The sequence below is a fragment of the Sphingomonas sp. GC_Shp_3 genome (assembly GCF_026540945.1).
Taxonomy (GTDB): domain Bacteria; phylum Pseudomonadota; class Alphaproteobacteria; order Sphingomonadales; family Sphingomonadaceae; genus Sphingomonas.
Genome location: NZ_JALNUT010000002.1, coordinates 589,330 through 611,140 on the forward strand (window position 1 = coordinate 589,330; position 21,811 = coordinate 611,140).

The 21,811-nt window shown below is 67.6% G+C and carries 23 protein-coding genes and 1 pseudogene; 20 read left to right on the top strand and 4 right to left on the bottom strand.

All coding sequences use genetic code 11. The features are described from left to right. The first annotated feature begins 36 nt into the window (after positions 1-36). The 9 genes and pseudogenes from miaB to OXR00_RS08535 all read left to right on the top strand — a co-directional run bounded on the left by miaB (position 37) and on the right by OXR00_RS08535 (position 7,120). Positions 37-1,398 carry a tRNA (N6-isopentenyl adenosine(37)-C2)-methylthiotransferase MiaB gene (gene miaB / locus OXR00_RS08495; RefSeq protein WP_267387799.1) on the top strand — a complete coding sequence of 454 codons (1,362 nt, stop codon included), beginning with the start codon at positions 37-39 and terminating at the stop codon, positions 1,396-1,398. Beyond that, positions 1,385-1,537, top strand: a complete 153-nt coding sequence (locus tag OXR00_RS08500) for a hypothetical protein (protein WP_267387801.1) — start codon at positions 1,385-1,387, stop codon at positions 1,535-1,537. Before miaB ends, OXR00_RS08500 begins: the two co-directional genes overlap by 14 nt. Beyond that, positions 1,537-1,731: a hypothetical protein gene (locus OXR00_RS08505; RefSeq protein WP_267387802.1), complete on the top strand. Its 195-nt coding sequence runs from the start codon at positions 1,537-1,539 to the stop codon at positions 1,729-1,731. Before OXR00_RS08500 ends, OXR00_RS08505 begins: the two co-directional genes overlap by 1 nt. A 218-nt stretch (positions 1,732-1,949) precedes the next feature. Further along, on the top strand, positions 1,950-2,951 hold the full coding sequence (locus tag OXR00_RS08510) for a PhoH family protein (protein ID WP_267387803.1): 1,002 nt from the start codon (positions 1,950-1,952) through the stop codon (positions 2,949-2,951). Beyond that, positions 2,951-3,460, top strand: coding sequence for an rRNA maturation RNase YbeY (ybeY, locus tag OXR00_RS08515; protein ID WP_267387804.1), 510 nt, complete (start codon positions 2,951-2,953; stop codon positions 3,458-3,460). Before OXR00_RS08510 ends, ybeY begins: the two co-directional genes overlap by 1 nt. 10 nt (positions 3,461-3,470) lie before the next feature. Then, on the top strand, positions 3,471-4,439 hold the full coding sequence (locus OXR00_RS08520; RefSeq protein ID WP_267387806.1) for a hemolysin family protein: 969 nt from the start codon (positions 3,471-3,473) through the stop codon (positions 4,437-4,439). Between the two features lie 24 nt (positions 4,440-4,463). Further along, a pseudogene (locus OXR00_RS08525) lies at positions 4,464-5,030 on the top strand (peroxidase family protein); the annotation flags it as partial. An 84-nt stretch (positions 5,031-5,114) separates the two neighbouring features. After that, positions 5,115-6,446 carry a sorbosone dehydrogenase family protein gene (locus tag OXR00_RS08530; protein ID WP_267387924.1) on the top strand — a complete coding sequence of 444 codons (1,332 nt, stop codon included), beginning with the start codon at positions 5,115-5,117 and terminating at the stop codon, positions 6,444-6,446. A 221-nt stretch (positions 6,447-6,667) separates the two neighbouring features. After that, positions 6,668-7,120, top strand: coding sequence for a hypothetical protein (locus OXR00_RS08535; protein WP_267387807.1), 453 nt, complete (start codon positions 6,668-6,670; stop codon positions 7,118-7,120). Between the two features lie 2 nt (positions 7,121-7,122). Here the strand turns inward: OXR00_RS08535 and OXR00_RS08540 are convergent, their stop codons facing one another. Together OXR00_RS08540 and OXR00_RS08545 are read right to left on the bottom strand one after the other, a co-directional pair. Further along, positions 7,123-7,434 carry a hypothetical protein gene (locus OXR00_RS08540; RefSeq protein WP_267387808.1) on the bottom strand — a complete coding sequence of 104 codons (312 nt, stop codon included), beginning with the start codon at positions 7,432-7,434 and terminating at the stop codon, positions 7,123-7,125. Next, entirely contained in the window at positions 7,431-7,610 is a 180-nt protein-coding gene (locus OXR00_RS08545; RefSeq protein ID WP_267387931.1) for a hypothetical protein, read from the bottom strand. Before OXR00_RS08545 ends, OXR00_RS08540 begins: the two co-directional genes overlap by 4 nt. An 89-nt stretch (positions 7,611-7,699) precedes the next feature. On the opposite strand from OXR00_RS08545, the gene OXR00_RS08550 reads away from it, so the two are divergent. Further along, the gene (locus tag OXR00_RS08550; protein WP_267387809.1) at positions 7,700-8,326 is read left to right on the top strand and encodes a S24 family peptidase; all 627 of its coding nucleotides are present in this window, start codon (positions 7,700-7,702) and stop codon (positions 8,324-8,326) included. Between the two features lies 1 nt (position 8,327). On the opposite strand, the gene OXR00_RS08555 is transcribed toward OXR00_RS08550, so the two are convergent. Continuing rightward, positions 8,328-8,693, bottom strand: coding sequence for a hypothetical protein (locus tag OXR00_RS08555; RefSeq protein WP_267387810.1), 366 nt, complete (start codon positions 8,691-8,693; stop codon positions 8,328-8,330). Here OXR00_RS08555 and OXR00_RS08560 point away from each other — a divergent pair. The 10 genes from OXR00_RS08560 (at position 8,678) to OXR00_RS08605 (ending at position 20,660) form a co-directional block, all read left to right on the top strand. Further along, on the top strand, positions 8,678-8,890 hold the full coding sequence (locus OXR00_RS08560; RefSeq protein ID WP_242147801.1) for a hypothetical protein: 213 nt from the start codon (positions 8,678-8,680) through the stop codon (positions 8,888-8,890). The two genes, OXR00_RS08555 and OXR00_RS08560, sit on opposite strands and share 16 nt — an antisense overlap. Before the next feature lie 64 nt (positions 8,891-8,954). Beyond that, complete coding sequence (locus tag OXR00_RS08565; RefSeq protein ID WP_267387811.1) at positions 8,955-10,913, top strand: BamA/TamA family outer membrane protein; 1,959 nt, start codon at positions 8,955-8,957, stop codon at positions 10,911-10,913. Continuing rightward, positions 10,910-15,082 (top strand): translocation/assembly module TamB, encoded by a 4,173-nt coding sequence (locus OXR00_RS08570; RefSeq protein ID WP_267387813.1) that lies wholly within the window; start codon positions 10,910-10,912, stop codon positions 15,080-15,082. The genes OXR00_RS08565 and OXR00_RS08570 overlap by 4 nt, the downstream gene beginning before the upstream one ends. A gap of 106 nt (positions 15,083-15,188) precedes the next feature. Continuing rightward, positions 15,189-17,096, top strand: a complete 1,908-nt coding sequence (locus tag OXR00_RS08575) for a S9 family peptidase (protein WP_267387814.1) — start codon at positions 15,189-15,191, stop codon at positions 17,094-17,096. 57 nt (positions 17,097-17,153) lie between these two features. Next, entirely contained in the window at positions 17,154-17,531 is a 378-nt protein-coding gene (gene crcB, locus OXR00_RS08580; protein WP_267387815.1) for a fluoride efflux transporter CrcB, read from the top strand. Further along, positions 17,528-18,652 (top strand): RluA family pseudouridine synthase, encoded by a 1,125-nt coding sequence (locus tag OXR00_RS08585; protein ID WP_267387816.1) that lies wholly within the window; start codon positions 17,528-17,530, stop codon positions 18,650-18,652. The genes crcB and OXR00_RS08585 overlap by 4 nt, the downstream gene beginning before the upstream one ends. Further along, positions 18,649-19,092, top strand: coding sequence for a MaoC/PaaZ C-terminal domain-containing protein (locus OXR00_RS08590; protein WP_267387817.1), 444 nt, complete (start codon positions 18,649-18,651; stop codon positions 19,090-19,092). The genes OXR00_RS08585 and OXR00_RS08590 overlap by 4 nt, the downstream gene beginning before the upstream one ends. Before the next feature lie 16 nt (positions 19,093-19,108). Beyond that, complete coding sequence (locus tag OXR00_RS08595; RefSeq protein ID WP_267387818.1) at positions 19,109-19,765, top strand: HAD-IA family hydrolase; 657 nt, start codon at positions 19,109-19,111, stop codon at positions 19,763-19,765. 23 nt (positions 19,766-19,788) lie between these two features. Further along, a complete protein-coding gene (locus OXR00_RS08600; RefSeq protein ID WP_267387925.1) occupies positions 19,789-19,980 on the top strand; it encodes a hypothetical protein in 192 nt (63 codons plus the stop codon). Beyond that, the gene (locus tag OXR00_RS08605; protein WP_267387819.1) at positions 19,977-20,660 is read left to right on the top strand and encodes an ATP12 family protein; all 684 of its coding nucleotides are present in this window, start codon (positions 19,977-19,979) and stop codon (positions 20,658-20,660) included. Before OXR00_RS08600 ends, OXR00_RS08605 begins: the two co-directional genes overlap by 4 nt. Before the next feature lie 28 nt (positions 20,661-20,688). On the opposite strand, the gene OXR00_RS08610 is transcribed toward OXR00_RS08605, so the two are convergent. Next, positions 20,689-21,756, bottom strand: a complete 1,068-nt coding sequence (locus OXR00_RS08610) for a cell wall hydrolase (protein WP_267387821.1) — start codon at positions 21,754-21,756, stop codon at positions 20,689-20,691. Positions 21,757-21,811: the final 55 nt, after the last annotated feature.

Genomic DNA, 21,811 nt, shown 5'->3' on the forward strand with positions numbered 1-21,811 from the left:
GTGCGTAAGGCTGCGCAGGAGTATGAAGCGGCCATCATGAAATCTCCACCCAAGACCTTCCACGTCAAGTCGTTCGGCTGCCAGATGAACGTCTACGATGGCGACCGCATGGCCGAAACGCTGGCCGAACAGGGCATGACCGCGACCGATGATGCCAGCGCCGCCGATCTCGTCGTGCTCAACACCTGCCACATCCGCGAGAAGGCGACCGAAAAGGTCTATTCGGACATCGGGCGCATCCGCAAACACGCACTACGCGACCACGGTAGCGATCCGATGATCGCGGTGGCTGGCTGCGTCGCGCAGGCGGAGGGCGCGGAGATCGTGCGGCGCGCGCATGTCGACGTGGTGGTCGGCCCGCAGGCGTATCACAACCTGCCGGGGCTGGTGGCGCGTGCGGCACGTGGCGAATCGGCGCTCGACACCGACATGCCGGTCGATCTCAAGTTCGGTCACCTTCCGGCACGCCGCCGTGTGCCGCCGAGCGCGTTCCTCACCGTGCAGGAAGGCTGCGACAAGTTCTGCACCTATTGCGTGGTGCCCTATACGCGCGGCGCCGAAGTGTCGCGCGGCTGGAATCAGGTGGTGGACGAGGCCAAGGCGCTGGTTGATGCCGGTGCCAAGGAGATCACGCTGTTGGGGCAGAACGTCAACGCCTGGGAAGACGATGGCAAGGGTCTGCACGATCTCATCGCCGCGCTCGCAGATCTGCCCGCGCTGCACCGCATCCGCTACACGACCAGCCACCCCAACGACATGACGCAGGGGTTGATCGAGGCGCACCGCGACATCCCCAAGCTGATGCCGTTCCTGCATCTGCCGGTCCAGGCGGGCAGCGATCGCATCCTCGCCGCGATGAACCGCAGCCACACCCGCGCATCGTATCTGCGGCTGATCGAGCGGGTGCGCGCGGTGCGGCCGGACATCGCGGTGTCGGGCGATTTCATCGTCGGTTTTCCGGGCGAGAGCGAGGCGGATTTCGCCGACACGCTCAGCTTGCTTGACGAAGTGCGCCATGCGCAGGCGTTCAGCTTCAAATACTCGCCCCGCCCCGGCACGCCGGCCGCGACGATGGCGGATCAGGTCGCGCCGCAAGTGATGGACGAGCGGCTCCAGCGCCTGCAAACTACGCTAGGTCGCGATCAGGCCGCGTTCAACGCCGCCACCGTCGGCGCACGCTGCACCGTGCTGATGGAGCGCAACGGCAAGCTACCGGGTCAGTTGATCGGGAAGAGCCCGTGGCTGCAATCGGTTCACGTGGTGGGCGATGCCGCGATCGGCGATCTCGTCGACGTGGAAATCGCCGCCGCCTGGCCCAATTCTGTGACCGGCGTCATTGTGAAGGATGAGGGTGCCAATGAAACCGGCCAGCGGGCAAAGCTCGATGTTGCCGCCTGAAGACAGCCAGGCGCTGTTCCTTGCCGACGATGGCCGTGCCGGCTGGCGTCGCACGCCGATCGGGCTGTGGTTCTATGCCGGGTTGGGATGCCTGCGCATCATCCTGTCGGGCATGTCGATCGTGTTGCTCCGCCGCTGATGCTGGCGTTTGCGCTGTGGAGCATTGGCGCGATCATCGCCGCCGGATATTGCATCGTTCGCGGGATCGGCGACATCCGGCGCAAGAACTATATGGCGGGGGTGATCGGCCTCGGCAGCGCGGCGATCTTCCTGCTTACCCCAATCAAGACTCAAGCCGTCAAGGTAGACATGCCGGCAGCAGCACCCAAATAACGGTTCGCGTCTGCAGTGGCCTGGCGAACGCTGCCTTCGCTCAACACGAACAGCGGCGATTGTAGCGCTTTCCCTCTGTCGCCCCGCGTCGCGATCTGCCAAACTCCCGCCTGGATGCAGCGTAACCGCCCTCCCCGCCGCCAGCCCCGGTCCGCCTTGAGCGATCGCCGCCCCCGCTGGCGTACCGCGCGCATCACTCTCGTAATCCAAGGAACCGCATGAGTCGAAAGCCAGTCCCCGCCCAAGCCGGCGAACGCAGCCGCGCGGAGGTCGTGTTCGACCGCCCGCAACTGATGGCGCAACTGTTCGGCCAGTTCGACCAGAACCTGCTGCTGCTGGAAAGCCGGCTTGGCGTGTACATCACCGCCCGCGGCAACAAGGTCGGGCTGGAGGGCACCGCCGAATCGGTTGCCTCCGCGCGCGACGTACTGAACGCGCTCTACAACCGCATCGCCCATGGCGAGATGGTCGATAGCGGCCTGATCGAGGCGGTGATCGCGATGTCGGCGGAACCCACCCTCACCGGTATCATCCGTGCCGAAGATCGCGGCAGCCCGCCGCAGATCATGATTCGCACGCGCAAGAAGACGATCGTGCCGCGCACCATCGCGCAGGCGCATTACATGCGCGAACTGCTGAACAACGATGTCATCTTCGCGCTCGGGCCGGCAGGCACCGGCAAGACCTATATCGCCGTCGCGCAGGCGGTGGCGCAGCTCATCACCGGCAGTGTGCAGCGCCTCATCCTGTCGCGCCCGGCGGTGGAGGCGGGCGAGAAATTGGGCTTCCTGCCCGGCGACATGAAGGAGAAGGTCGATCCGTATCTGCGCCCGTTGTACGATGCGCTGAACGACTGTCTGCCCGCCGAACAGGTCGAGCGGCGCATCGCATCCGGCGAGATCGAGATCGCGCCGATCGCCTTTATGCGCGGCCGCACGCTGGCCGACGCGTTCATCATCCTCGACGAGGCGCAGAACACCACGCCTGCGCAGATGAAGATGTTCCTCACCCGTTTTGGCGAGAACAGTCGCATGGTGGTGTGCGGCGATCCCCGGCAGACCGATCTGCCCGGCGGCATGGCGGCGAGTGGCCTGAACGACGCGGTCAAGCGGCTGGAGGGCGTGGAAGGCATCTCGATCTCGCGCTTCGGCGCGGGCGACGTGGTGCGCCACCCGATCGTCGGCCGCATCGTCGAGGCGTATGAGGGCGTGGACGGCTGATGATCGACGTCGCACTCTCCGCCGAGGATGTCTGGCCTGCGCAGGATTGGGAGACGCTCGCGCTGCGCGCCGCCACCGCCGCGATCGAACGCACGCCCAATGGGGATATCCTCACCACCCCGGCGTTGTTCGAAGTGTCGGTTCGCCTTACCGACGATGCCGAGGTGCAGCAGCTCAACGCGCAATACCGGCACAAGGACAAGCCAACCAACGTGCTGTCCTTCCCGATGATACAGGCCGATCTGCTCGGATCGGTCGGGCAGAACAGCGACGATGGCGAGGTGCTGCTCGGCGATATCGTGCTTGCCCACGGCGTCTGCGCGGCGGAAGCGGCGGAACGCGGCATTACGCTGGCGGATCATGCCACGCATTTGATCGTGCACGGCACGCTGCATCTGCTAGGATATGACCACATGGTGGAAGACGAAGCCGAGGCGATGGAGGCGATCGAGATCGATGCGCTGAAGTCGCTGGGCCTTGCCGACCCCTATTTCATTCGCGAGGACTGAAACGACCGCCATGGCTGACGGCCCCAGTAGCAGCTCAAGTACCAACGGCTCCGGCCCCAGTTCCGGCCATAGTAGCACCAGCACCGGCGCGCAGGCCGGCGACGCTGCCCAGCATGAGGGCAGCATATGGAAAAACCTCAAGGCGCTGATCTTCGGCGATGCCGGTGACGAGTCGCTGCGCGCGCAGCTTGAGGATGCGATCGACGCGCACGAGGACGATCCCGCGCCCGACGCGAGCGGCGATCTTTCGCCGCTGGAACGCCAGATGGTGCGCAACCTGCTTCATTTCGGGGAGCGTGACGCGGGCGACATCGGCGTGCCGCGCGCCGATATCATCGCGGTCGAGGAAGGCACCAGCTTCGCCGATGTGGTAAAATTGTTCGCCGAGGCTGGGCACAGCCGCCTGCCCGTCTACAAGGCAGAACTCGATACGATCGTCGGCATGATCCACATCAAGGATGTGTTCAACATCCTCGCCACCGGCGCCCCCCACCCGGAAACGATCACCGGCCTGCTGCGCGAACCGCTGTACGTGCCGATGTCGCGCGGCGCGCTCGATCTGCTCGCTGATATGCGCACCAAACGGGTGCATCTCGCCATCGTGCTCGACGAATATTTCGGGACCGAGGGGCTGGTGACGATCGAGGATCTGATCGAGGAGATCGTCGGCGATATCGAGGACGAGCATGATGAGGCGCCCGCGGCGCTGCTGGTGCCGATCGACGGCGGCGGCTGGGAGGCGGACGCGCGCGCCGAACTGGAGGATGTCGGCGAGACGATCGACCCGCGCCTGGCCGAGGTCGATGGCGATATCGACACGATCGGCGGGCTGGCGGCGGTGCTGGCAGGGCATGTGCCAGAGGTCGGGACGTGCCTTTCCCACCCGAGCGGCTGGACGATCGAAGTGATCGAGGCGGACACGCGCCGGGTCGAGCGGCTGCGATTGCATCCGCCGCAACCGGTACATGAGGACGCCTGAGCGGCAGCGGGTCTTACCTGCGCGGCGGCGGCGAAGGCGGCGGGCCATGCCGTGAGCGTTCCCTTCACACCGGGCCGTACCGACGCGAGCGAAGCCCAGACCGATGCCGACAGCTTCATGCCACTGGAGCCGAAGGTCGACGGGTTCCGCAACTACGACGGCGAGGCGCATCCCCAGTCGAGCGAGGAACTGCTGGTCGATCGCGCGCAACTGCTCACCCTCACCGCGCCGGAGATGACCGTGCTGGTCGGCGGTCTGCGTGTGGTCGGCGCCAATCACGGCGATGCCGCGCATGGCGTATTCACCAATCAGCCGGGCGTGCTGACCAGCGACTTCTTCGTCAATCTGCTCAAAAGTAGCACGACACTGACGTGGAGCGTGGGCGGCGACGGCACATTCGTCGGCCGCAACCTCGCGACCGGTGCGGAGACCTACACCGCGACGCGGGCCGACCTGATCTTCGCATCGAACTCGCAGCTTCGCGGCCTTTCGGAAGCCTATGCGACAGACGATGCCGAGGGTGCGTTCGTCGCGGCGTTCGTCAAGGCCTGGACGAAGGTGATGAACCTCGATCGGTTCGACCTTACCTGATCGCAGGATGCCGGGCGGGCGGCGGCGCACGGAAGCGGTGATTTGCCTCTTCCGTGCGCCGCTCCCACGGCTTACCTATTGGCCATGCTCAAGCACATCCTGCGTATCGTTCTGATCCTGATCGTCGTCGCGATCCCGGTCGGCTATTGGATCAGCCGGCCCGACGTCGCCAAGCTGCCGCTCGACGCGGTGACCGGCAGGCGGCCCGATATCACGCCGCCGCGCAACCAGACGTTCCCGACGACGGACATCGCCAAGCCGATCGGCTGGACCGACGGCGCGATGCCGACCCCGGCGGCGGGGCTGAAGGTGCAGGCGTTCGCGCGCGACCTCAAACACCCCCGCTGGCTGTACCGGTTGCCCAACGGCGACGTGCTGGTGGCGGAAACGGACTCGCCGCCGCGTAAGGGTGGCGGGATCAAGGGCTGGATCATGGGCCTCCTGATCGGATCGGCGGGCGCGGACAGCGGTTCGGCTAACCGCATTACCCTTTTGCGGGATAACAACGGCGACGGCGTGGCGGACAGCCGCAGCGTGTTGCTGTCGGGACTGAACTCGCCGCTCGGCATGGCACTGGCCGGCGGCTATCTCTATGTGGCGAACACGGATGCGCTGGTGCGCGTGCCGTTCACCCCCGGCCAGAGCAAGATCACCGCGAAGCCGGAGACGGTCGTCACCTACCCCGGCGGCGGCAACCACTGGGCACGCGGTCTGCTCGCCGCGCCGGACGGATCGCTGTACGTGTCGGTCGGATCATCGAGCAACATCGCGGATAACGGCATCGACGCCGAAACCAATCGCGCCAACATCCTCCAGGTTGATCCGGTCCACAAGGCATTCCGCATCTACGCGGCCGGCCTGCGCAACCCGCAGGGCATGGCATTCGAGCCGAAGGGTGGTGGCCTGTGGGTGGTCGTCAACGAACGCGACATGATGGGGTCCGACTTGGCGCCCGATTACATGAGCCAGATCGAACTTGGCGATCACTTTGGCTGGCCGTGGTATTATTGGGGCGGGTATCCCGATCGGCGCGTTCGGCCCGAGAACCCGGCATTGCAGGAATATTCCAAGCGCCCGGATTATGCGCTTGGGCCGCACGTGGCGGCACTCGGCCTCGCCTTCGCCGGGGATGCCAAGCTCGGTGCGAAGTTCGCCAACGGCGCGTTCGTCGGTGAACATGGCTCGTGGAACCGCGTGCCGCCGTCGGGCTACAAGGTCGTCTACGTGCCGTTCGGCGACAACGGCTTCCCGGCCAAGGGCGTACGGCCGGTCGATCTGTTGACCGGCTTCCTCGACGCGAAAGGTCGTGCGCATGGCAGGCCGGTTGGCGTGATCACCGACCAGACCGGCGCGTTGCTGGTGGCGGACGATGTCGGCAACACGGTGTGGCGCGTGAGCGCGGCTACGCCCAGATGATGCGCATAGGATCGCAGCGTGCCTTCCGGCAGCTGCGGTCCTTTGCGAGTCCCGATGACACCTGCCGTTCTTGGCCAAGGTTACACGCTGCGTAGAATCCCCTAGTTTACGAATCGATCACGATTACGCAGACTGGGGAATTAGGCCGATCCGGACGTACTCCGGCGTAAATGCGTAGCTGGGGACATATGGGAACGACCGTTACGACCAATGCGGCCAAAATGGCCGAGAACTGGCGTGTGGCGATGACGGCACTGTGCAACCAGTTCCTGACAATGCACCGTGCCGTGTCCGAAGTCGCCAGCCTTGGTCCGACGGAGACGTTGATTTTCCTTACGATTTCCGTCGCGAACGTGCAACGCCTAATGCGAGAACGCGCCATTCCGGCGCAAATGTGCGGCACTGAGCCGCTTCCGCGGGAATGGGTCGTGCCGATCTCACGCAACGCGATCGCCTCCGCGACCGGCCTGCCGCGCGAGACGGTGCGTCGCCAGGTGGCCAAGATGATAGCGCGCGGCCTGCTGGTGGACGATCCGCGCGGTGGGGTCACACCGCAACCCGATATCATCACGAGCGGCGGTTTCGAGCCGATCCTGGAAGGCCTGATGACCGAATTCGCACGCACTATGGAGGTGCTGTGCCGGACCGGTGCAATCTCGATCCGGCACGATTAGGGTCACGCCTCGACGGTCAGCGCCTCGACGGTGATCCGCGCCACGCCGTCGGTCTGCACAATGTCCGTTACCACCAGATCGGCGAGGAGATGATCGCGCAGCGCGATTTCTGCCTCCGGCACATCTGCGAGCCAGCGATCGAGCGCGGCACTCGTCGCTGCCTGTAACCACAGTGTGTGTCGCGCACCCGCGAAGGTCGCGCTCGCCCAGCGCACCCAGGTTGCATCGACGATCGTCATCGCGCAGCCGGCGCTGGCCGCGTGTGCGAGCAGCCCGCGTTCGAGCCGCGCACCTGCATCGGGGCCGCGGCTCATCGTACATCGCTTTGCGCGATATAGGCCTCGATCCGGGCGATCATACGCGCGCCGGGTTCGCGGCCACGCCGCAGATCGTGCACCAGCCGTGGGTCCCGCACCGCTTCGCGTCCGAACCGCGTCGGCGCCATTGACGTCGCCTTGAGATACCGATCGATCTTTCCCAAAATCATCACTGCCCGCCTCCTGGACTCAGCTTATGTTCTTGTTCTGTTCTTGCATTTCCAACTTGTCTAGGGAATTTCCTAGGGTATGGTCGGGCATGATGACGCCGGATCCCCGGACGCGATTGGCAGCGTTGGTCGCCGAACACGGGCAGAGCTATACCGCGCTCTCGCGGATGCTCCGGCGCAACGACGCATATCTCCAGCAATATGTGAAACGGGGTACGCCGCGTGTTCTGGCCGAGAGCGACCGACGCCGGCTCGCGGCGTTCTTTCGGGTCGACGAGACCGAACTCGGCGGGCACTCCCCTGCGGTGAAGACGACGACGGTACGGCGGCTCGACGTAGAGGCATCGGCCGGGCCGGGCGCGCTTGTCGAGGAGGATCGCGCGCTCGGCGCGATACATTTCGACACGCGGCTGCTCGCGCAACTCGGCGTGCGGGCGGAAGACGCGGCCGAGATCCGGGCGCGCGGGACATCCATGGCGCCGCTGATCCAGGATGGTGACCTGATGCTGGTCGACCAACGCGATCGGCGCGTGCAGGATCAAGCGGCGGTGTTCGTCATCCGGCTCGACGGCGTACTGATGGTGAAACGGGTCGCTCGGGTCGGCACGATATTGCACATCACCAGCGACAATCCGGACGCGCCGACGGTCGCCTACCAAGCTGGCGACCGGATTGACATTGTCGGCCGCGTCGTCTGGCTATCGCGCGCGTTACGCTAGCTCACCGTCTACGGTCGATCACCCAGATCGCGATCGCCATGCCGATCCCGGCACCGATGCCGAGCAGAAAGCCTTTGGTCGGCTCGCCCAGGAACAACCCGACCAGCGCGCCCCCGACCGCACCGATCGCGATCAGCACGCCGCCCGCCGCAGGATTGTTGGAGGGTTCCGGTGTCATCGCACAGCCCTGCCATGTCCCGTCGCCGGACGCCAGAGTCTCGTCGCGGGACCGGCGGAACGGCGCGGCATCGAGCCGTTTACCATCGTCGCCCGCGCGCCGCCGTGTTTCAGCGCGCTTGGCACGCCGCGTGTTACGGGCGTTCAACGCGTTGGTTGCGAAAAGGATCTTCGATGTCGTATCTGCCATGGCTGGAGGATCGCCGCGATGTCGTCGATGCCGCAACGCTGATCGCCGCGTTCGGGGACGATGCCGGGTTTCAGGCGGCCGCGCGTGCCGATCGCAGCCGCGATCTCGGCAACCACATCCACTTCTGCCGCTGGCGTCAGATTGAGCGTTTGATCGTTTTGATGTCGGTTGAACGCGCCGTCGGCACGGTCCACTGATCCAGACGGATCCGGGGCGATAAGCCCTTGTTGGGCGGACGATTGCCGGGCTAGGACAACCGACATGACGTTGTCGCTCGGGCAGCGGGGCGCGGCGTGTAGCGCTACCGCCTTTTTGCTGGTGCTTGCCTGCCCGCTCGCCCGTGCGCAGCAAACCCCGCCCAATCCGGCACCGCCAACTGATCCAACGCTCGATCCGCATTCGCCGCTTGCGCCCTTGCCGGGGCTTGGCGTCGACTGGCCCGATCTCGGCGCGGGCAGCGGCGACAGCAATGCCAAGCCACAGGCGGTGACCGGCGATACGCGCTACACGTACCGCATCGATGGCATCGACGGCATCGCCTCGACGTTGCTCCACCAACGCTTCGACCAGCTGTCCACGCTCAACACTCATGACGGCCAGCCTGCCAACGCCGCGCAACTCGATCGGCGCGCGCGCGAGGATGCCGCGTTGCTCACGGGTCTGCTGCGCGCCGAAGGCTATTACGACGCCGCCGTCACCACCCGCGTCGAAGCGGGAAGCAGCCGCCCGCTCGTCATCCTCGACGCCGACCCCGGCGCGCTCTACACGTTCGGGGGCGTCAGCCTGACCGGACTGGACGCGACCGGCGACAAGGCGGAAGCGTTACGAACCGCCTTTGGCATCAAGGCGGGCGATCCGGTCAACGCCGACAAGATCGCTGCGGGCGAAACGGCGCTGCGGACCACCATCGGCAAACGCGGCTTCCCGTTCGCGGTGGTCGGCGATCCGGCGATCGTGGTGGATCATGCCGCCCACACCGCGACGCTGGCGATGGTGGTCGCGCCCGGAACGTCGCGCCTGTTCGGCAAGGTTGTGGTGCCGCCAGGCAAACAGGTGTTCGACGCCGCACATATTGCCGAGATCGCCCGGTTCGAGCCCGGCAAACCCTTCGACGATACCGCGCTCGCCGATCTGCGCCGCGCGCTGATCCAGACCTCGCTGGTGTCGAGCGTGACGATCAAGCCGGTCGACGACGTCGATCCCGCGCTCGTCGACATCTCTGTCGCGACCGAGCCGGCGCCGCCGCGCACGGTTGCGGGCGAACTCGGCTACGGCACCGGCGAAGGCGCGCGCGCGGAAGTGAGCTGGACGCACCGCAACCTGTTCCCGCCGGAAGGCGCGCTGATCCTGCGCGGCGTACTCGGCACGCAGGAGCAGTTGGCGGGCGCGACCTATCGCCGCAACAACTTCCACGGCCGCGACCGGGTGCTGACGTTCCAGGCGACCGCCTCCAACCTCAAGCGCACCGCCTATGAGGCAAAGGCGCTATCGCTGACCGGCACGCTGGAGCGGCAGACCAACATCTTCTTCCAGAAGAAATGGACATGGTCGATCGGCTCCGAACTCACCGCGTCGGACGAACGCGACGTGATCCTCTCGACCGGCGCACCACGCCGGCGCACCTATTTCATCGGCGCATTGCCGACGACGCTCAGTTACGACGGGTCGGACGATCTGCTCAATCCGTCACGCGGGTTCCGGCTGGCCGGGCGGTTGTCGCCGGAGGTGTCGCTGGAGAACCACGTGTTCGGCTATGCGCGGCTGCAATTCGATGCGAGCGCGTACAAGCAGGCAACCAAGGGCGTGGTGGTGGCGGGGCGAATCCGGCTCGGCACGATCGCGGGCGCGCCGCGCGATGCGATTGCGCCGTCGCGGCGCTTCTATTCGGGCGGCGGCGCGTCGGTGCGCGGCTATGGCTATCAGGATATCGGCCCGCGCGACCCCAACAACGATCCGATCGGCGGACGCTCGCTCAGCGAGTTTTCGCTTGAGGCACGGGTCAAGACGTTCGGCGCGTTCGGCGTGGTGCCGTTCTTCGATGGCGGCAACATCTACACCACGCCGCTGCCGAAGCTGACCGGCTTCCGCTATGGCGCTGGCCTGGGCGTGCGCTATTATTCCAACTTCGGCCCGATCCGGATCGACGTCGGCACGCCGGTCAACCCGGCGAAGGGTGATCCACGCATCGCGGTGTATGTCTCGCTGGGACAGGCGTTTTGAGCGAAGATCGCGTTCCGAGCGAGGCGGACGAGCCCCCCGCCCCTCGCCCACGGCAAAGCTGGCGGCGGCGGATCGTGACCGCGCTGGCGCTGCTGCTCGCGGTGCTGACGCTGGGCGTGGTCACGCTCGATTCCGATATCGGCCACCGCTTCGTCGTCAACCGGATCGGTGCGCTGCGCCCCGCCAACGGGCTGCGCTACAGCATCGGGCGGATCGACGGCTCGCTGTTCGGGCGCGCACGGTTGGTCGATATCCGGCTGCGCGACCCGAAAGGGCTGGTACTCTACGTGCCGCGCGCCGAGCTGAACTGGACGCCGCTCGCCTGGCTGCACAACCGGCTCGACATCACCAGTCTCATCATCCCGCAGGCGCGCCTGTTCAAGCTGCCGCAGCCGACCCCGACCGGACGCACCGGCCCGATCCTGCCGGGCTTCGACATTCACATCGGCACGCTGCGCGTCGATCGGTTGAGCGTCGCGCCCGCCATCACCGGCACGCCGCGGCGCGGCCGTCTGCTCGGCCATGCGGACATTCGCGGCGGCCGCGCGCTGGTCGATCTCGATGCCGTGGTGGCGGGCAGCGACACGCTGCGACTTAAACTCGACGCACAACCCGACCGCGACCGATTCGGCATGGACCTCCACGCGCGCGGCACCGCCAAGGGATTGCTCGCCAAGGCTATCGGTTTCGCGCAACCGATCGCGGCGGACGTGCATGGGGCCGGTCGCTGGAGCGCGTGGCGCGGGCGCGCGGTTGCCGATGTCGGTACGACGCGGCTGGCCGACCTGACGCTCGGCAATCGCAGCGGCGCCTATACGCTGGCTGGCACGCTTACCGTCGCGCCGCTAGCACACGGCAAGGTGCAACGGCTGACAGCGCCACGCATCGCCGTCAACGGCGCCGCCACGCTCGCCGACCGGCGGCTGACCGGCGCGCTTGACCTGCACTCGGCCGCGCTTGCGATCCACGGCGAGGGCGCGCTCGACCTGGCGGCCAGTGCGTTCCGCGACGTGCGGGTGCGGGCGCGGCTGCTGCAGCCCGCCGCCTTGTTCGCCAACATGTCCGGCCGTGCGATCGAATTGCGCATGATCCTCGACGGTGCGTTCGCGACCGCCGCGTTCGAGTACCGCCTGACGGCGGAGCGCATGGTGTTCGGCGACACCGGGTTCGAAGAGGTTCGCGCCGCCGGAAAGGGCCACTTCTCGAAAGCACCGGTGATCGTACCGATCCGGCTCGCGGCGGCGCGCGTCACCGGGGTTGGCGACGTGGCGGGCGGCATCCTGCGCAACCTGTCGATCGAAGGCATCCTGCGCGTCACTTCCAAGCTCGTCACCGGCGACGATCTGCGGCTGGTCTCCGACAAGCTCAACGGCCGCGCGTCGCTGGTGGTGGATCTCACCAACGGCCACTTCGAAATCGGCCTCAACGGCGGTCTGTCGCGCTATCTCATTCCCGGCCTTGGCCTGGTCGAGGTCAATTCCATGCTGCACGTCGTGCCCGGCCCGGACGGCCACGGCACCCGCGTGATCGGCAAGGGGTCCGCACGGGTGCTGCGGCTCGATAACGGCTTCTTCCGCTCGTTGGCCGGGGGCTTGCCGACCATCGTCACCAACCTCGAACGCACCACCGACGGCGTGCTGCACTTCACCAATCTGGTGCTGACCGGACCGCAGATCCGCATTACCGGCGCCGGCATCCGGCGGCGCGACGGCACCTTCCATTTCGAGGGCGTCGGCAGACAGGACAGCTACGGCCCGCTCACGCTCAAGCTCGACGGCAAGATCGACAAGCCGACGCTCGATCTCGTCTTCCAACGCCCTAACGACGCGATGGGGCTGTCAAACGTCGTCGCACATCTCGATCCGGTGCCGGCGGGCTTCGCGTTTTCCGCGCATGGCGGATCGAGGCTCGGGCCGTTCGACGGCGCGGGCATGATCCTGCTGCCGCAAGGCGGTCAGGCGGTCATCTCGATCGCGCAGCTCAACGTCAGCAACACGCATGCGCACGGCGATCTCGCGATCGTCGATGGCGGGTTCGACGGCAAGCTGAGCGTGACCGGCGGCGGCATCGGCGGCGACCTGCTGTTCCGCCCGCAGGATACGCACCAGCGTATCGAGGCGCATCTCGACGCCACCGCCGCCCGGCTGGCGCAGGCGGTGAGCGTGCGACGCGGCCACCTCGATCTCGTCGCGCTGCTCGATCCCGCAGGCACCTCGATCGACGCGACCGCGACGGCTTCGGGCATCCGGCGCGGCGCGCTGACGATCGGCCGTACCGCGATCCACGCGGCGTTGCGCGGCGGCACCGGCGAGATCCGCGCCTCCATCGCCGGATCGCGCGGACGTGCGTTCAGCATCCAGAGCGTGATCGCGGTCTCGCCCGATCGGTACAGCGTCTCCGCGCAGGGCACGGTCGATCGCAAGCCGCTGCAACTCGTAACCCCGGCCGTGTTCACCCACGTGGAGGATGGCTGGCGGCTCGCGCCGACGAAGCTCGCGTTCGCCGGCGGCGCGGCGGATGTGTCCGGCACTTTCACCGGCACCGGCAGCGCGGTCGATGCCACCCTCGCCAAGATGCCGCTGTCGGTGCTCGACATCGGCTATCCGGGATTGGGCCTTGGCGGCGAGGCGTCGGGCAAGCTGTCGTTCGTGCAGTCGAACGGTGCCGCGCCTACGGGTAAGATCAACATGACGGTGCGCGGCCTCACCCGCTCCGGTCTCGTCCTGTCGTCGCGTCCGGTCGATGTCGGCATTGCCGGGATCCTCGAACCCGGCAAGGCAGCGGCACGCGCGGTGGCGGCGAGCGGCGGCAAGACGGTCGGCCGCGCGCAGATGCAGTTGACGCTCGCCCCCGGCGCGGATCTCGCCGCCCGCATCGCGCGGGCGCCGCTGTTCGCGCAACTTCGCTACGATGGCCCCGCCGATACTTTGTGGCGGCTGACCGGAATCGAACTGTTCGACCTCAGCGGACCGGTGGCGATCGGCGCGGACGTGGGCGGCACGCTCGACAGCCCGCGCATTCGCGGCGTGGTGCAGGCGAACGGCGCCAAGATCGAGAGCGCGACCACCGGCACCGTGCTCACCAACGTCGTCGCGAGCGGGCGGTTCGGCGGGTCACGCCTCGTGCTCGACAAACTCACCGCCGATGCCGGCAAGGGCGGGCACGTGACCGGCACCGGCAGTTTCGATCTTGCCGCCGCCCACGGCTTCGGCATCGATCTGGCGGTGCAGGCGCAGAACGCGCTGCTCATCAACCGCGACGACATCGCCGCCACTGTCACCGGCCCGTTGAGCTTCAAGTCGGACGGCTCAGGCGGCACCATCGCCGGCAAGGTCACGCTGACCAAGAGCCGCTACCGATTGGGACAGGCGACCGCCGCCAGCGCGGTGCCGCAACTCAACATCCGTGAGATCAACCTGCCCGGCGGCGGCGAGGAGGACGACGCTCCGCCCAAGCCGTGGAAGCTCGCGGTGCACGCCCATGCCGCCGACAACCTGCTGGTGACGGGTCTCGGCCTGCGCAGCGAATGGTCGGCCGACCTCGACATCGGCGGTGCGCCCGACAATCCCGCCATCACTGGTCGCGCCGATCTGGTGCGCGGCGATTACCAGTTTGCCGGCCGCGAGTTTCAGCTCGATCGCGGCAAGATCCTGTTCCAGGGCGAAGTGCCCGCCAATCCTGCGCTCGACATCGCCGCCAACGCCGATTCGACCGGCCTGTCGGCGACGATCCGCGTCACCGGGCCGGCGCTGAAGCCGGAGATTTCGTTCACCAGCAACCCGGCACTGCCAGAGGACGAACTGCTCTCCCGCCTGCTGTTTGGCACGTCGATTACCAACCTTTCCGCGCCCGAGGCCTTGCAACTCGCCTCCGCCGTGGCAGCGCTCCAGAACGGCAAGGGCGGTTTGGACCCGATCAACGCGGTGCGCCGCGTGGCGGGGCTGGACCGGTTGCGTATCCTGCCCGCCGATCCGCAGACGGGTGCCGGCACCTCGGTCGCGGCGGGCAAGTACGTGACGCGGCGGCTGTTCGCGGAGATCATCACCGATGGCCAGGGCTATAGCGCCACGCAGGTCGAGTTTCAGGTGACGCGCTGGCTGTCGGTGCTCTCCACGATTTCGACGCTTGGCCGGCAGAGCGGCAACGTACGCGTGTCGAAGGACTATTAGCGCGCTACCCGCTTGATTGTCGGCGCGAAACGGTCGATCGCTGCCAACGCCCCGCCTTACGGCCACCTGCACCGCTGGCTCAACCTTGTTCTTTCCGGAGTTCCGCATGCGCCTTGTTCTCGCCGCTGCCCTGCTGGCTTCCGTCGCCACCCCCGCGTTCGCCGCTGCGCCGATCCATCAATATGCCGACCTTGCGCTCGCACCGCGCGGCGACCGGGTGGCGTCGATCGAGTCGGTCGGCGATGCACACGGCGTCATCACGGTCCGTTCGACAAAGGACGGCAAGGTGGTGCGGACGATCGATCCGTGCCCGGCGTGCAGCTATACCGACCTCGCCTTCGCACCCAATGGCACGCTGGCATGGCTGGCGCGCGACAAGAAGGCTGGCACCGTGACGCTGGCGGTGGAGGGCGGCGCGACGCCGCACACCGTTGCGACGATCGCCGGCATCGCCGGACATCCGCGCTTCTCGCCCGATGGCAGGCGGATCGCGCTGCTCGTCACGCCCGGCGCGCAGAAGGAAACCGGCGCGGCGCAGGCGGGCGTGCGGCAGGTCGGCGAGATCGGCGAAAAGAGCGATGAGCAGCGTATCGCCCTGTTCGAGGTGGCCGGCCCGGCCGTCGCGGCGACGGCGGTGACGCCGCTGTCGCCGGCAAACCGGTACATCTACGAATATGACTGGATGCCGGACGGCAGCGGCTTCGTCGTGACCAGTGCGATCGGCAACGGCGACAACAACTGGTGGGTGGCGACGCTCGACCGGGTCGACGCCTCGACCGGCGCGGTCACCAACATCGCCAATCCCACCACGCAGATCAATTACCCGCGCGTTTCGCCGGACGGGCGCACCGTTTCATACATTGGCGGCTTGATGAGCGACTTTGGCTCGGTCGGTGGTGACGTCTGGAGCGTACCCGTCTCCGGCGGCACCCCGCGCGACCTAACCGCCGGCACCGACTACACCGTCACCTCGCTGGTTTCGACCCCCGCGGGCCTGCGCGGCACCGCGCTTCGTGGCGCGGACCTCGGCTTGCTGACGGTGGGCGGCAGTCGCGCCGACGCGATCGGCTGGAAACGCCCGGCCAGCTTCAGCGCGGGTGACGCCAAGGTCGCCTACAGCGCGGACGGTCGCACCGTGGCTATGGTCGTACAGGATTTCACCCACGCGCCCGCGATCTACACCGGCCCCGCCGCAGCACCCGTTCAGATCACCCACGATAACGATGCCGCCCCCGCCATCGCCACCGTGCGCAGCGTGACGTGGAAGAACGACGGCTTCACCGTACAGGGCTGGCTGCTCGCCCCCGCCGGCGCCGACCCGCAGAAAAAGGCGCCGATGGTGACGATCGTCCACGGCGGCCCGGCCGCCGCCAACGTGCCCTATTACCAGACAGCGGACGGCGGCCCCGGCAACCTGCTGTCGGCCGGCTATTACGTGTTCCTGCCCAACCCGCGCGGCAGCTATGGCCAGGGCGAAGCGTTTACCGCCGCCAACAAGCGTGACTTCGGCGGCGGCGACTTGCGCGACATCCTCACCGGCATCGACGCGGTGGAGAAGGTCGCGCCTGTCGACGACGCGCGGCTCGGCCTGACCGGCGGATCGTACGGCGGCTTCATGTCGATGTGGGCGAACACCCAGACCAACCGCTTCAAGGCGATCGTCGCGGGTGCCGGCCTGTCGAACTGGGTGAGCTATTACGGCACCAACGGCATCGACCAGTGGATGCTGCCGTTCTTCGGCAAGACGCTGTACCAGGATTACAAGGCGTATGAGGATGCCTCGGCGATCTACTTCATAAAGAACGCGCATACGCCGACGTTCATCTGGGCGGGCGAGCGCGATATCGAGGTGCCGCCGACGCAATCCACCGAATATTGGCACGCGCTGAAGGACCTCAATGTGCCGACCAGCCTCGTCATCTACCCGGACGAAGGCCACGGCGTGCGCCTGCCCGCGCATGTCACCGATCTGCGCAAGCGCACGGTCGCGTGGTTCGACCACTATCTGAAATAACGCCTGCTGTTGTCGCCACGGTTCTCTTTGCCGCCGATCCGCGCTAACGGCACGCCCATGACACAAGTGTTTCTGGTAATGGCGGGCGGCGCAATCGGTAGCGCCGGGCGGTGGCTGACCGGCCGCGGCATGACCGCGCTGTTCGGCGCGGGGTTTCCGTATGGCACGCTCGCTGTCAATCTGATCGGCGGCTTCGCGATGGGGCTGGTCGTCGCCATGCTCGCGCGGGTGAGCGGCGCGACCGATCATCTGCGGCTGTTCGTCGCGATCGGCGTGCTGGGCGGGTTCACCACCTTTTCGAGCTTCTCGCTCGATACCGTGACGATGATCGAGCGCGGCGATCTGGCGCTCGCGTTCGGCTATGCTTTGGTGTCGGTGATCGGCTCGGTCTGCGCGCTGTTCGCGGGGCTTTATCTGGTAAGGGCCGTGGCATGAGCGATACGCCGAAACTTGCGAACCCGAAGTACGAGAACGACGTCCGCACCTTCCGCATTGGCGCGGATGACGATGGCATCCGGCTCGACCGCTGGTTCAAGCGCCACCTCCCCGACACCAGCTTCACCACCGTCGCCAAATGGGCGCGCACCGGGCAGCTCCGCCTGGACGGCGCGCGTGCCAAGCCGGGCGACCACATCAAGGCCGGTCAGGCGATCCGCGTGCCGCCCGCCGAGGCGGCCAAGCCCGATGCGCCCAAGGTGCGCGAACGGCCGGTGCTGAGCGACGACGAGATCGCCTTCGCGCGCGAACTCGTCATTCACCGCGATGCGCAGGCGATCGTCCTCAACAAGCCGCCCGGCCTCGCCACGCAAGGGGGGACCAAGACCACCGAGCATGTCGACGGCCTGCTCGACGCGTTGCAGGACGATTACGAGGGGCGGCCGAAGCTGGTCCACCGGCTCGACAAGGATACCAGCGGCGCGCTGCTGATCGCGCGCACCAGCCGCGCGGCGGCGTTCTTCGCCAAGGCATTCTCCTCACGCACCGCCAAGAAGACGTACTGGGCGCTGGTGGTCGGCGTGCCCTCGATCGAGGACGGCACGATCGACCTGCCGATCGGCAAGCAGCCCGGCACCGGCGGCGAGAAGATGCACGTCGACGAGGCGGAAGGCAGCCCGGCGCGTTCGCGTTACCGCGTGATCGAACTGGCCGGCACCACCTGCGCCTGGGTCGAACTGATCCCCTATACCGGCCGCACCCACCAGCTTCGCGTCCACATGGCGGCAATTGGCCACCCGATCGTCGGCGATGGCAAGTACGGTGGTCAGGCGGCGTTCCTCACCGGTGGCGTCAGCCGCAAGATGCACCTCCACTCGCGTAACCTCCGCATCGACCATCCCGATGGCGGCGCGATCGACGTAAAGGCGGAACTGCCACGCCACTTCGCCGAGAGCCTCAAGCATTTCGGCTTCGAGGAGATGCTTGGCGACAACATGCCGCTCGACACGCCGCCGCCACCTTCCAAGGCGGTGAAGAAGCAGCAGGCCAAGCAGCACGCCAAGACCTTCCGCAAGGAGCGCAAGGGCGAGCGCCGCCGCCGGGGTGCCCCGGAGAAGTGAGCGGCCTGTACCTTGACGATCTGACGCCCGGCGACAGCTGGACCGGCACGCCGTTCCGGATCGACGAGGCGGAGGTGATCGCCTTTGCGCAAAGCTACGACGCACAGCCGATGCACATCGACCCGGCGGCTGCGGCCGCCGGTCGCTTCGGCGGGATCATCGCCAGCGGCTGGCACGTCGCGTCGCTGGTGATGCGCGATTTCATAACCAACAATCCGTTCGGGGACACGCCGCTGCTCGGTATCGGCATCGACGAATTGCGCTGGCTGCGCCCGGTGCGGCCGGGCGATACGCTGCTCGCGCGGCGGGAGATCGCCGCCGTGCGCCGCTCGGCAAGCAAGCCGGTGGGCACGGTTACCATGCGCACCTCCGTCACCAACCAGCATGACGAGCCGGTCCTGACGATGACCACGCTGATGCAGTTTCCGGCGCGGCCCTGATGCGATATTTTCCCGCATGAACCGGCTCGCCTTGTTCGATTGCGACGGGACTTTGGTCGACAGCCAGGCCAATATCTGCCGCGCGGTGGAGGACACGTTCGCGACGCACCGGCTCGACATTCCGAGCCGCGACGCGATCCGGCGCATCGTCGGCCTCAGCCTCGTCGAGGCGATGGCGGCGCTGGTGCCGCAGGCCGAGGCGGCGCACCACGACACGCTCGCCGCCGATTACAAGCGCACCTTCCAAAAGATGCGTGGCGACGGCACGCTTGCCGAGGAGCCGTTGTTCGAGGGGATCGTCGGCGTGCTGGACCAGCTTGAGGCGGATGGCTGGCTGTTCGGCGTCGCGACCGGCAAATCCGATCGCGGCCTTGCCCATGTCCTTGCCGCGCATGGTCTCACACCACGCTTCCTCACGCTTCAGACAGCCGACCGCCATCCCTCCAAGCCACACCCCTCGATGATCGAGCAGGCGATGGCCGAGGCGGGCGCGGCGCCCGAGACCACGGTGATGATCGGCGACACCAGCTACGACATGCTGATGGCGCGGAACGCCGGCACGCGCGCGCTGGGCGTCGGCTGGGGCTATCACACACCCGACGATCTCCACGCGGCCGGCGCACATGCGGTGGCGCTGCGTGTGCCGGACCTGGTCGGGATGATGACGGCGTGAGCGTCGCGGCACGGTATTTCGCGATGGTCGGCACCCGCATCGCCGGCGCGGCAGGCGCGGTGCTCGGCCTGATCCTGATCGCGCGCGCGACGACGCTAGCGCCGAAGGTGATCGGCACCGCGCTGGTGCTGTCGGCGCTGCTGATGATGGCGGTGGTACCGCGTGCGCTCGCGCGGCGCTGGCGCACGCCGCCCGAGGAAGGCGACCTGCGATGAAACGCTTCTGGAAGGACGTATCGGTCGATGCCGAGCTTGGCGTGCGGCTCGACGGCAAGCCGCTGCGCACGCCCGGCCGCGCGCCGTTGCTGCTACCGACGCGTGCGCTCGCCGACGCGGTGGCGGACGAATGGCGCGCGTCCGGCGAGACGGTCGACCCGCGCGGCATGCCGCTGACCGGCCTGTCCAACGCCGCGATCGACCGGATCGCGCCCGACCCCGCCACCTTCGCCGCCGGCCTTGCCGCTTACGCGGAGAGCGACCTGCTGTGTTACCGCGCCGACGCGCCGGAGGAGCTGGCCGACCGGCAACGGGCGGCTTGGGACCCGCTGCTCGATTGGGCGCGGCACCGCTACGATGTGCATTTCGAGATCGTCACCGGCATCATGCACCGCGCGCAACCGCTCGCCACGCTGGCACGGCTGGGCGAGGCAGTGGCGGCGCGGGGGCCATTCGAGCTGGCCGCGTTGTCGCCGGTCGTGACGATCGGCGGGTCGCTGGTGGCGGCGCTGGCGCTGGCCGAAGGTGCGGCGAGCGCCGAGGCGGTGTGGAGCGCGGCGCTGGTCGACGAGGATTTTCAGGCGGATCGCTGGGGCCGCGACCCGCTCGCCGAGGCGGCGGCGGCGGTGCGGCGGCAGGACTTCGATGCGGGCGTGCGGCTGCTCGGATTGCTGGGCTGACGGTCCGGTCGGACGACACGCGCAACCGCTATTGCAGCGGCTTGCCCGAATCCTTCCACTTGTCGAGGATCTGCGAATCGCCCGGCTGCGCCTCCTTCGGCACCGGCGCGACGGGGGTTCCGCTCTGCGCATAGGCCGGCTGGATCACGGCGGCGGGCGTGCGCGGCACCGGCGTAGGCGCCAGCGGTAACGGCACGCTCGCGGTGGCAAGCGTGATCGCCGCCGCGACACCTGGCAGCGGAAGCGGATCGGTGCGCGGATGCGGCCCCGGCACCGGTTCGCCACCCGCGTAGATCTGCCGGAACGCGGCGGGCGTACCCCACCAGCCCTGCCAGCGGTGGAAGAAATGCGCGCCGATCGCCGCCGTCATCACCATGCTGCGGTTCCACGCCGGCGTCACCGCGAAAGTATGGTAATGCGTCGCGAGGCCGACCGGCGCGCAGACGTACCCGCCGAGCGCCGCCGCCGCCACGCGCATCGCCCGCAACCAGTAGCTGCGCGAGGGTTGCCCGCGCAGCATCGCGCCGTCGCAGGCGAAGCTGAACTGGCAGCCGGCATGTTCGGACCCCTGGTAGACCACGCCGCACACCGTCGCCGGGAAAGCGGGGTGGCGTACGCGGTTGAGGATCACCTGCGCGACCGCCTGCTGCCCGGCATCGGGCTCGGTCGCGGCTTCGTAATAGATCGCGGTGGTCAGGCAATCGAGCGCGCGGCCACGATCGAGTGCGGTGGCACGGCGCATGTCGAACGGCGCGGCGGGGTGAATGGTGCCGTCGGTCGCGGGGGTGGTGGCCGCCTCGGGCGGGAGCGGCAGGTCGGGCAAAGCGATCGTGCCGGTGGTGCCCTTCCCCGGTGCGGCGAGTGCGGTGGCGGTGTCGGCCACCGGGTCGGCGGCGTAAATCAGCGCGGCGCCGGGAAAGTGATCCTCCGCCTCATATCCCGCCGGCCGGGCGGTGGCCGGTGCGGCCCGCGCGGCCTGCGCCGCGATCGCGCGGTAGGCGGCATGCGCGGACACCGCCAGGCACACGAGCAGCACCACCCCGACGAGATGCGCCCACGTCACGCGCCGCGAATCGAGGAAGGGCCGAACTTTCACACCGCGGCGCTTAGCCGATCAGGCGTTACCGGACTGCTGCGATTTCGCGCCTGTC

Bases quoted from the DNA above. Each gene is read 5' to 3' on its own strand.
- miaB (WP_267387799.1), top strand. From the start codon at position 37: ATGAAATCTCCACCCAAGACCTTCCACGTCAAGTCGTTCGGCTGCCAG.
- OXR00_RS08500 (WP_267387801.1), top strand. From the start codon at position 1,385: ATGTTGCCGCCTGAAGACAGCCAGGCGCTGTTCCTTGCCGACGATGGC.
- OXR00_RS08505 (WP_267387802.1), top strand. From the start codon at position 1,537: ATGCTGGCGTTTGCGCTGTGGAGCATTGGCGCGATCATCGCCGCCGGA.
- OXR00_RS08510 (WP_267387803.1), top strand. From the start codon at position 1,950: ATGAGTCGAAAGCCAGTCCCCGCCCAAGCCGGCGAACGCAGCCGCGCG.
- ybeY (WP_267387804.1), top strand. From the start codon at position 2,951: ATGATCGACGTCGCACTCTCCGCCGAGGATGTCTGGCCTGCGCAGGAT.
- OXR00_RS08520 (WP_267387806.1), top strand. From the start codon at position 3,471: ATGGCTGACGGCCCCAGTAGCAGCTCAAGTACCAACGGCTCCGGCCCC.
- OXR00_RS08530 (WP_267387924.1), top strand. From the start codon at position 5,115: ATGCTCAAGCACATCCTGCGTATCGTTCTGATCCTGATCGTCGTCGCG.
- OXR00_RS08535 (WP_267387807.1), top strand. From the start codon at position 6,668: ATGGCCGAGAACTGGCGTGTGGCGATGACGGCACTGTGCAACCAGTTC.
- OXR00_RS08540 (WP_267387808.1), bottom strand. From the start codon at position 7,434: ATGAGCCGCGGCCCCGATGCAGGTGCGCGGCTCGAACGCGGGCTGCTC.
- OXR00_RS08550 (WP_267387809.1), top strand. From the start codon at position 7,700: ATGACGCCGGATCCCCGGACGCGATTGGCAGCGTTGGTCGCCGAACAC.
- OXR00_RS08560 (WP_242147801.1), top strand. From the start codon at position 8,678: ATGTCGTATCTGCCATGGCTGGAGGATCGCCGCGATGTCGTCGATGCC.
- OXR00_RS08555 (WP_267387810.1), bottom strand. From the start codon at position 8,693: ATGGCAGATACGACATCGAAGATCCTTTTCGCAACCAACGCGTTGAAC.
- OXR00_RS08565 (WP_267387811.1), top strand. From the start codon at position 8,955: ATGACGTTGTCGCTCGGGCAGCGGGGCGCGGCGTGTAGCGCTACCGCC.
- OXR00_RS08575 (WP_267387814.1), top strand. From the start codon at position 15,189: ATGCGCCTTGTTCTCGCCGCTGCCCTGCTGGCTTCCGTCGCCACCCCC.
- crcB (WP_267387815.1), top strand. From the start codon at position 17,154: ATGACACAAGTGTTTCTGGTAATGGCGGGCGGCGCAATCGGTAGCGCC.
- OXR00_RS08585 (WP_267387816.1), top strand. From the start codon at position 17,528: ATGAGCGATACGCCGAAACTTGCGAACCCGAAGTACGAGAACGACGTC.
- OXR00_RS08595 (WP_267387818.1), top strand. From the start codon at position 19,109: ATGAACCGGCTCGCCTTGTTCGATTGCGACGGGACTTTGGTCGACAGC.
- OXR00_RS08600 (WP_267387925.1), top strand. From the start codon at position 19,789: ATGGTCGGCACCCGCATCGCCGGCGCGGCAGGCGCGGTGCTCGGCCTG.
- OXR00_RS08605 (WP_267387819.1), top strand. From the start codon at position 19,977: ATGAAACGCTTCTGGAAGGACGTATCGGTCGATGCCGAGCTTGGCGTG.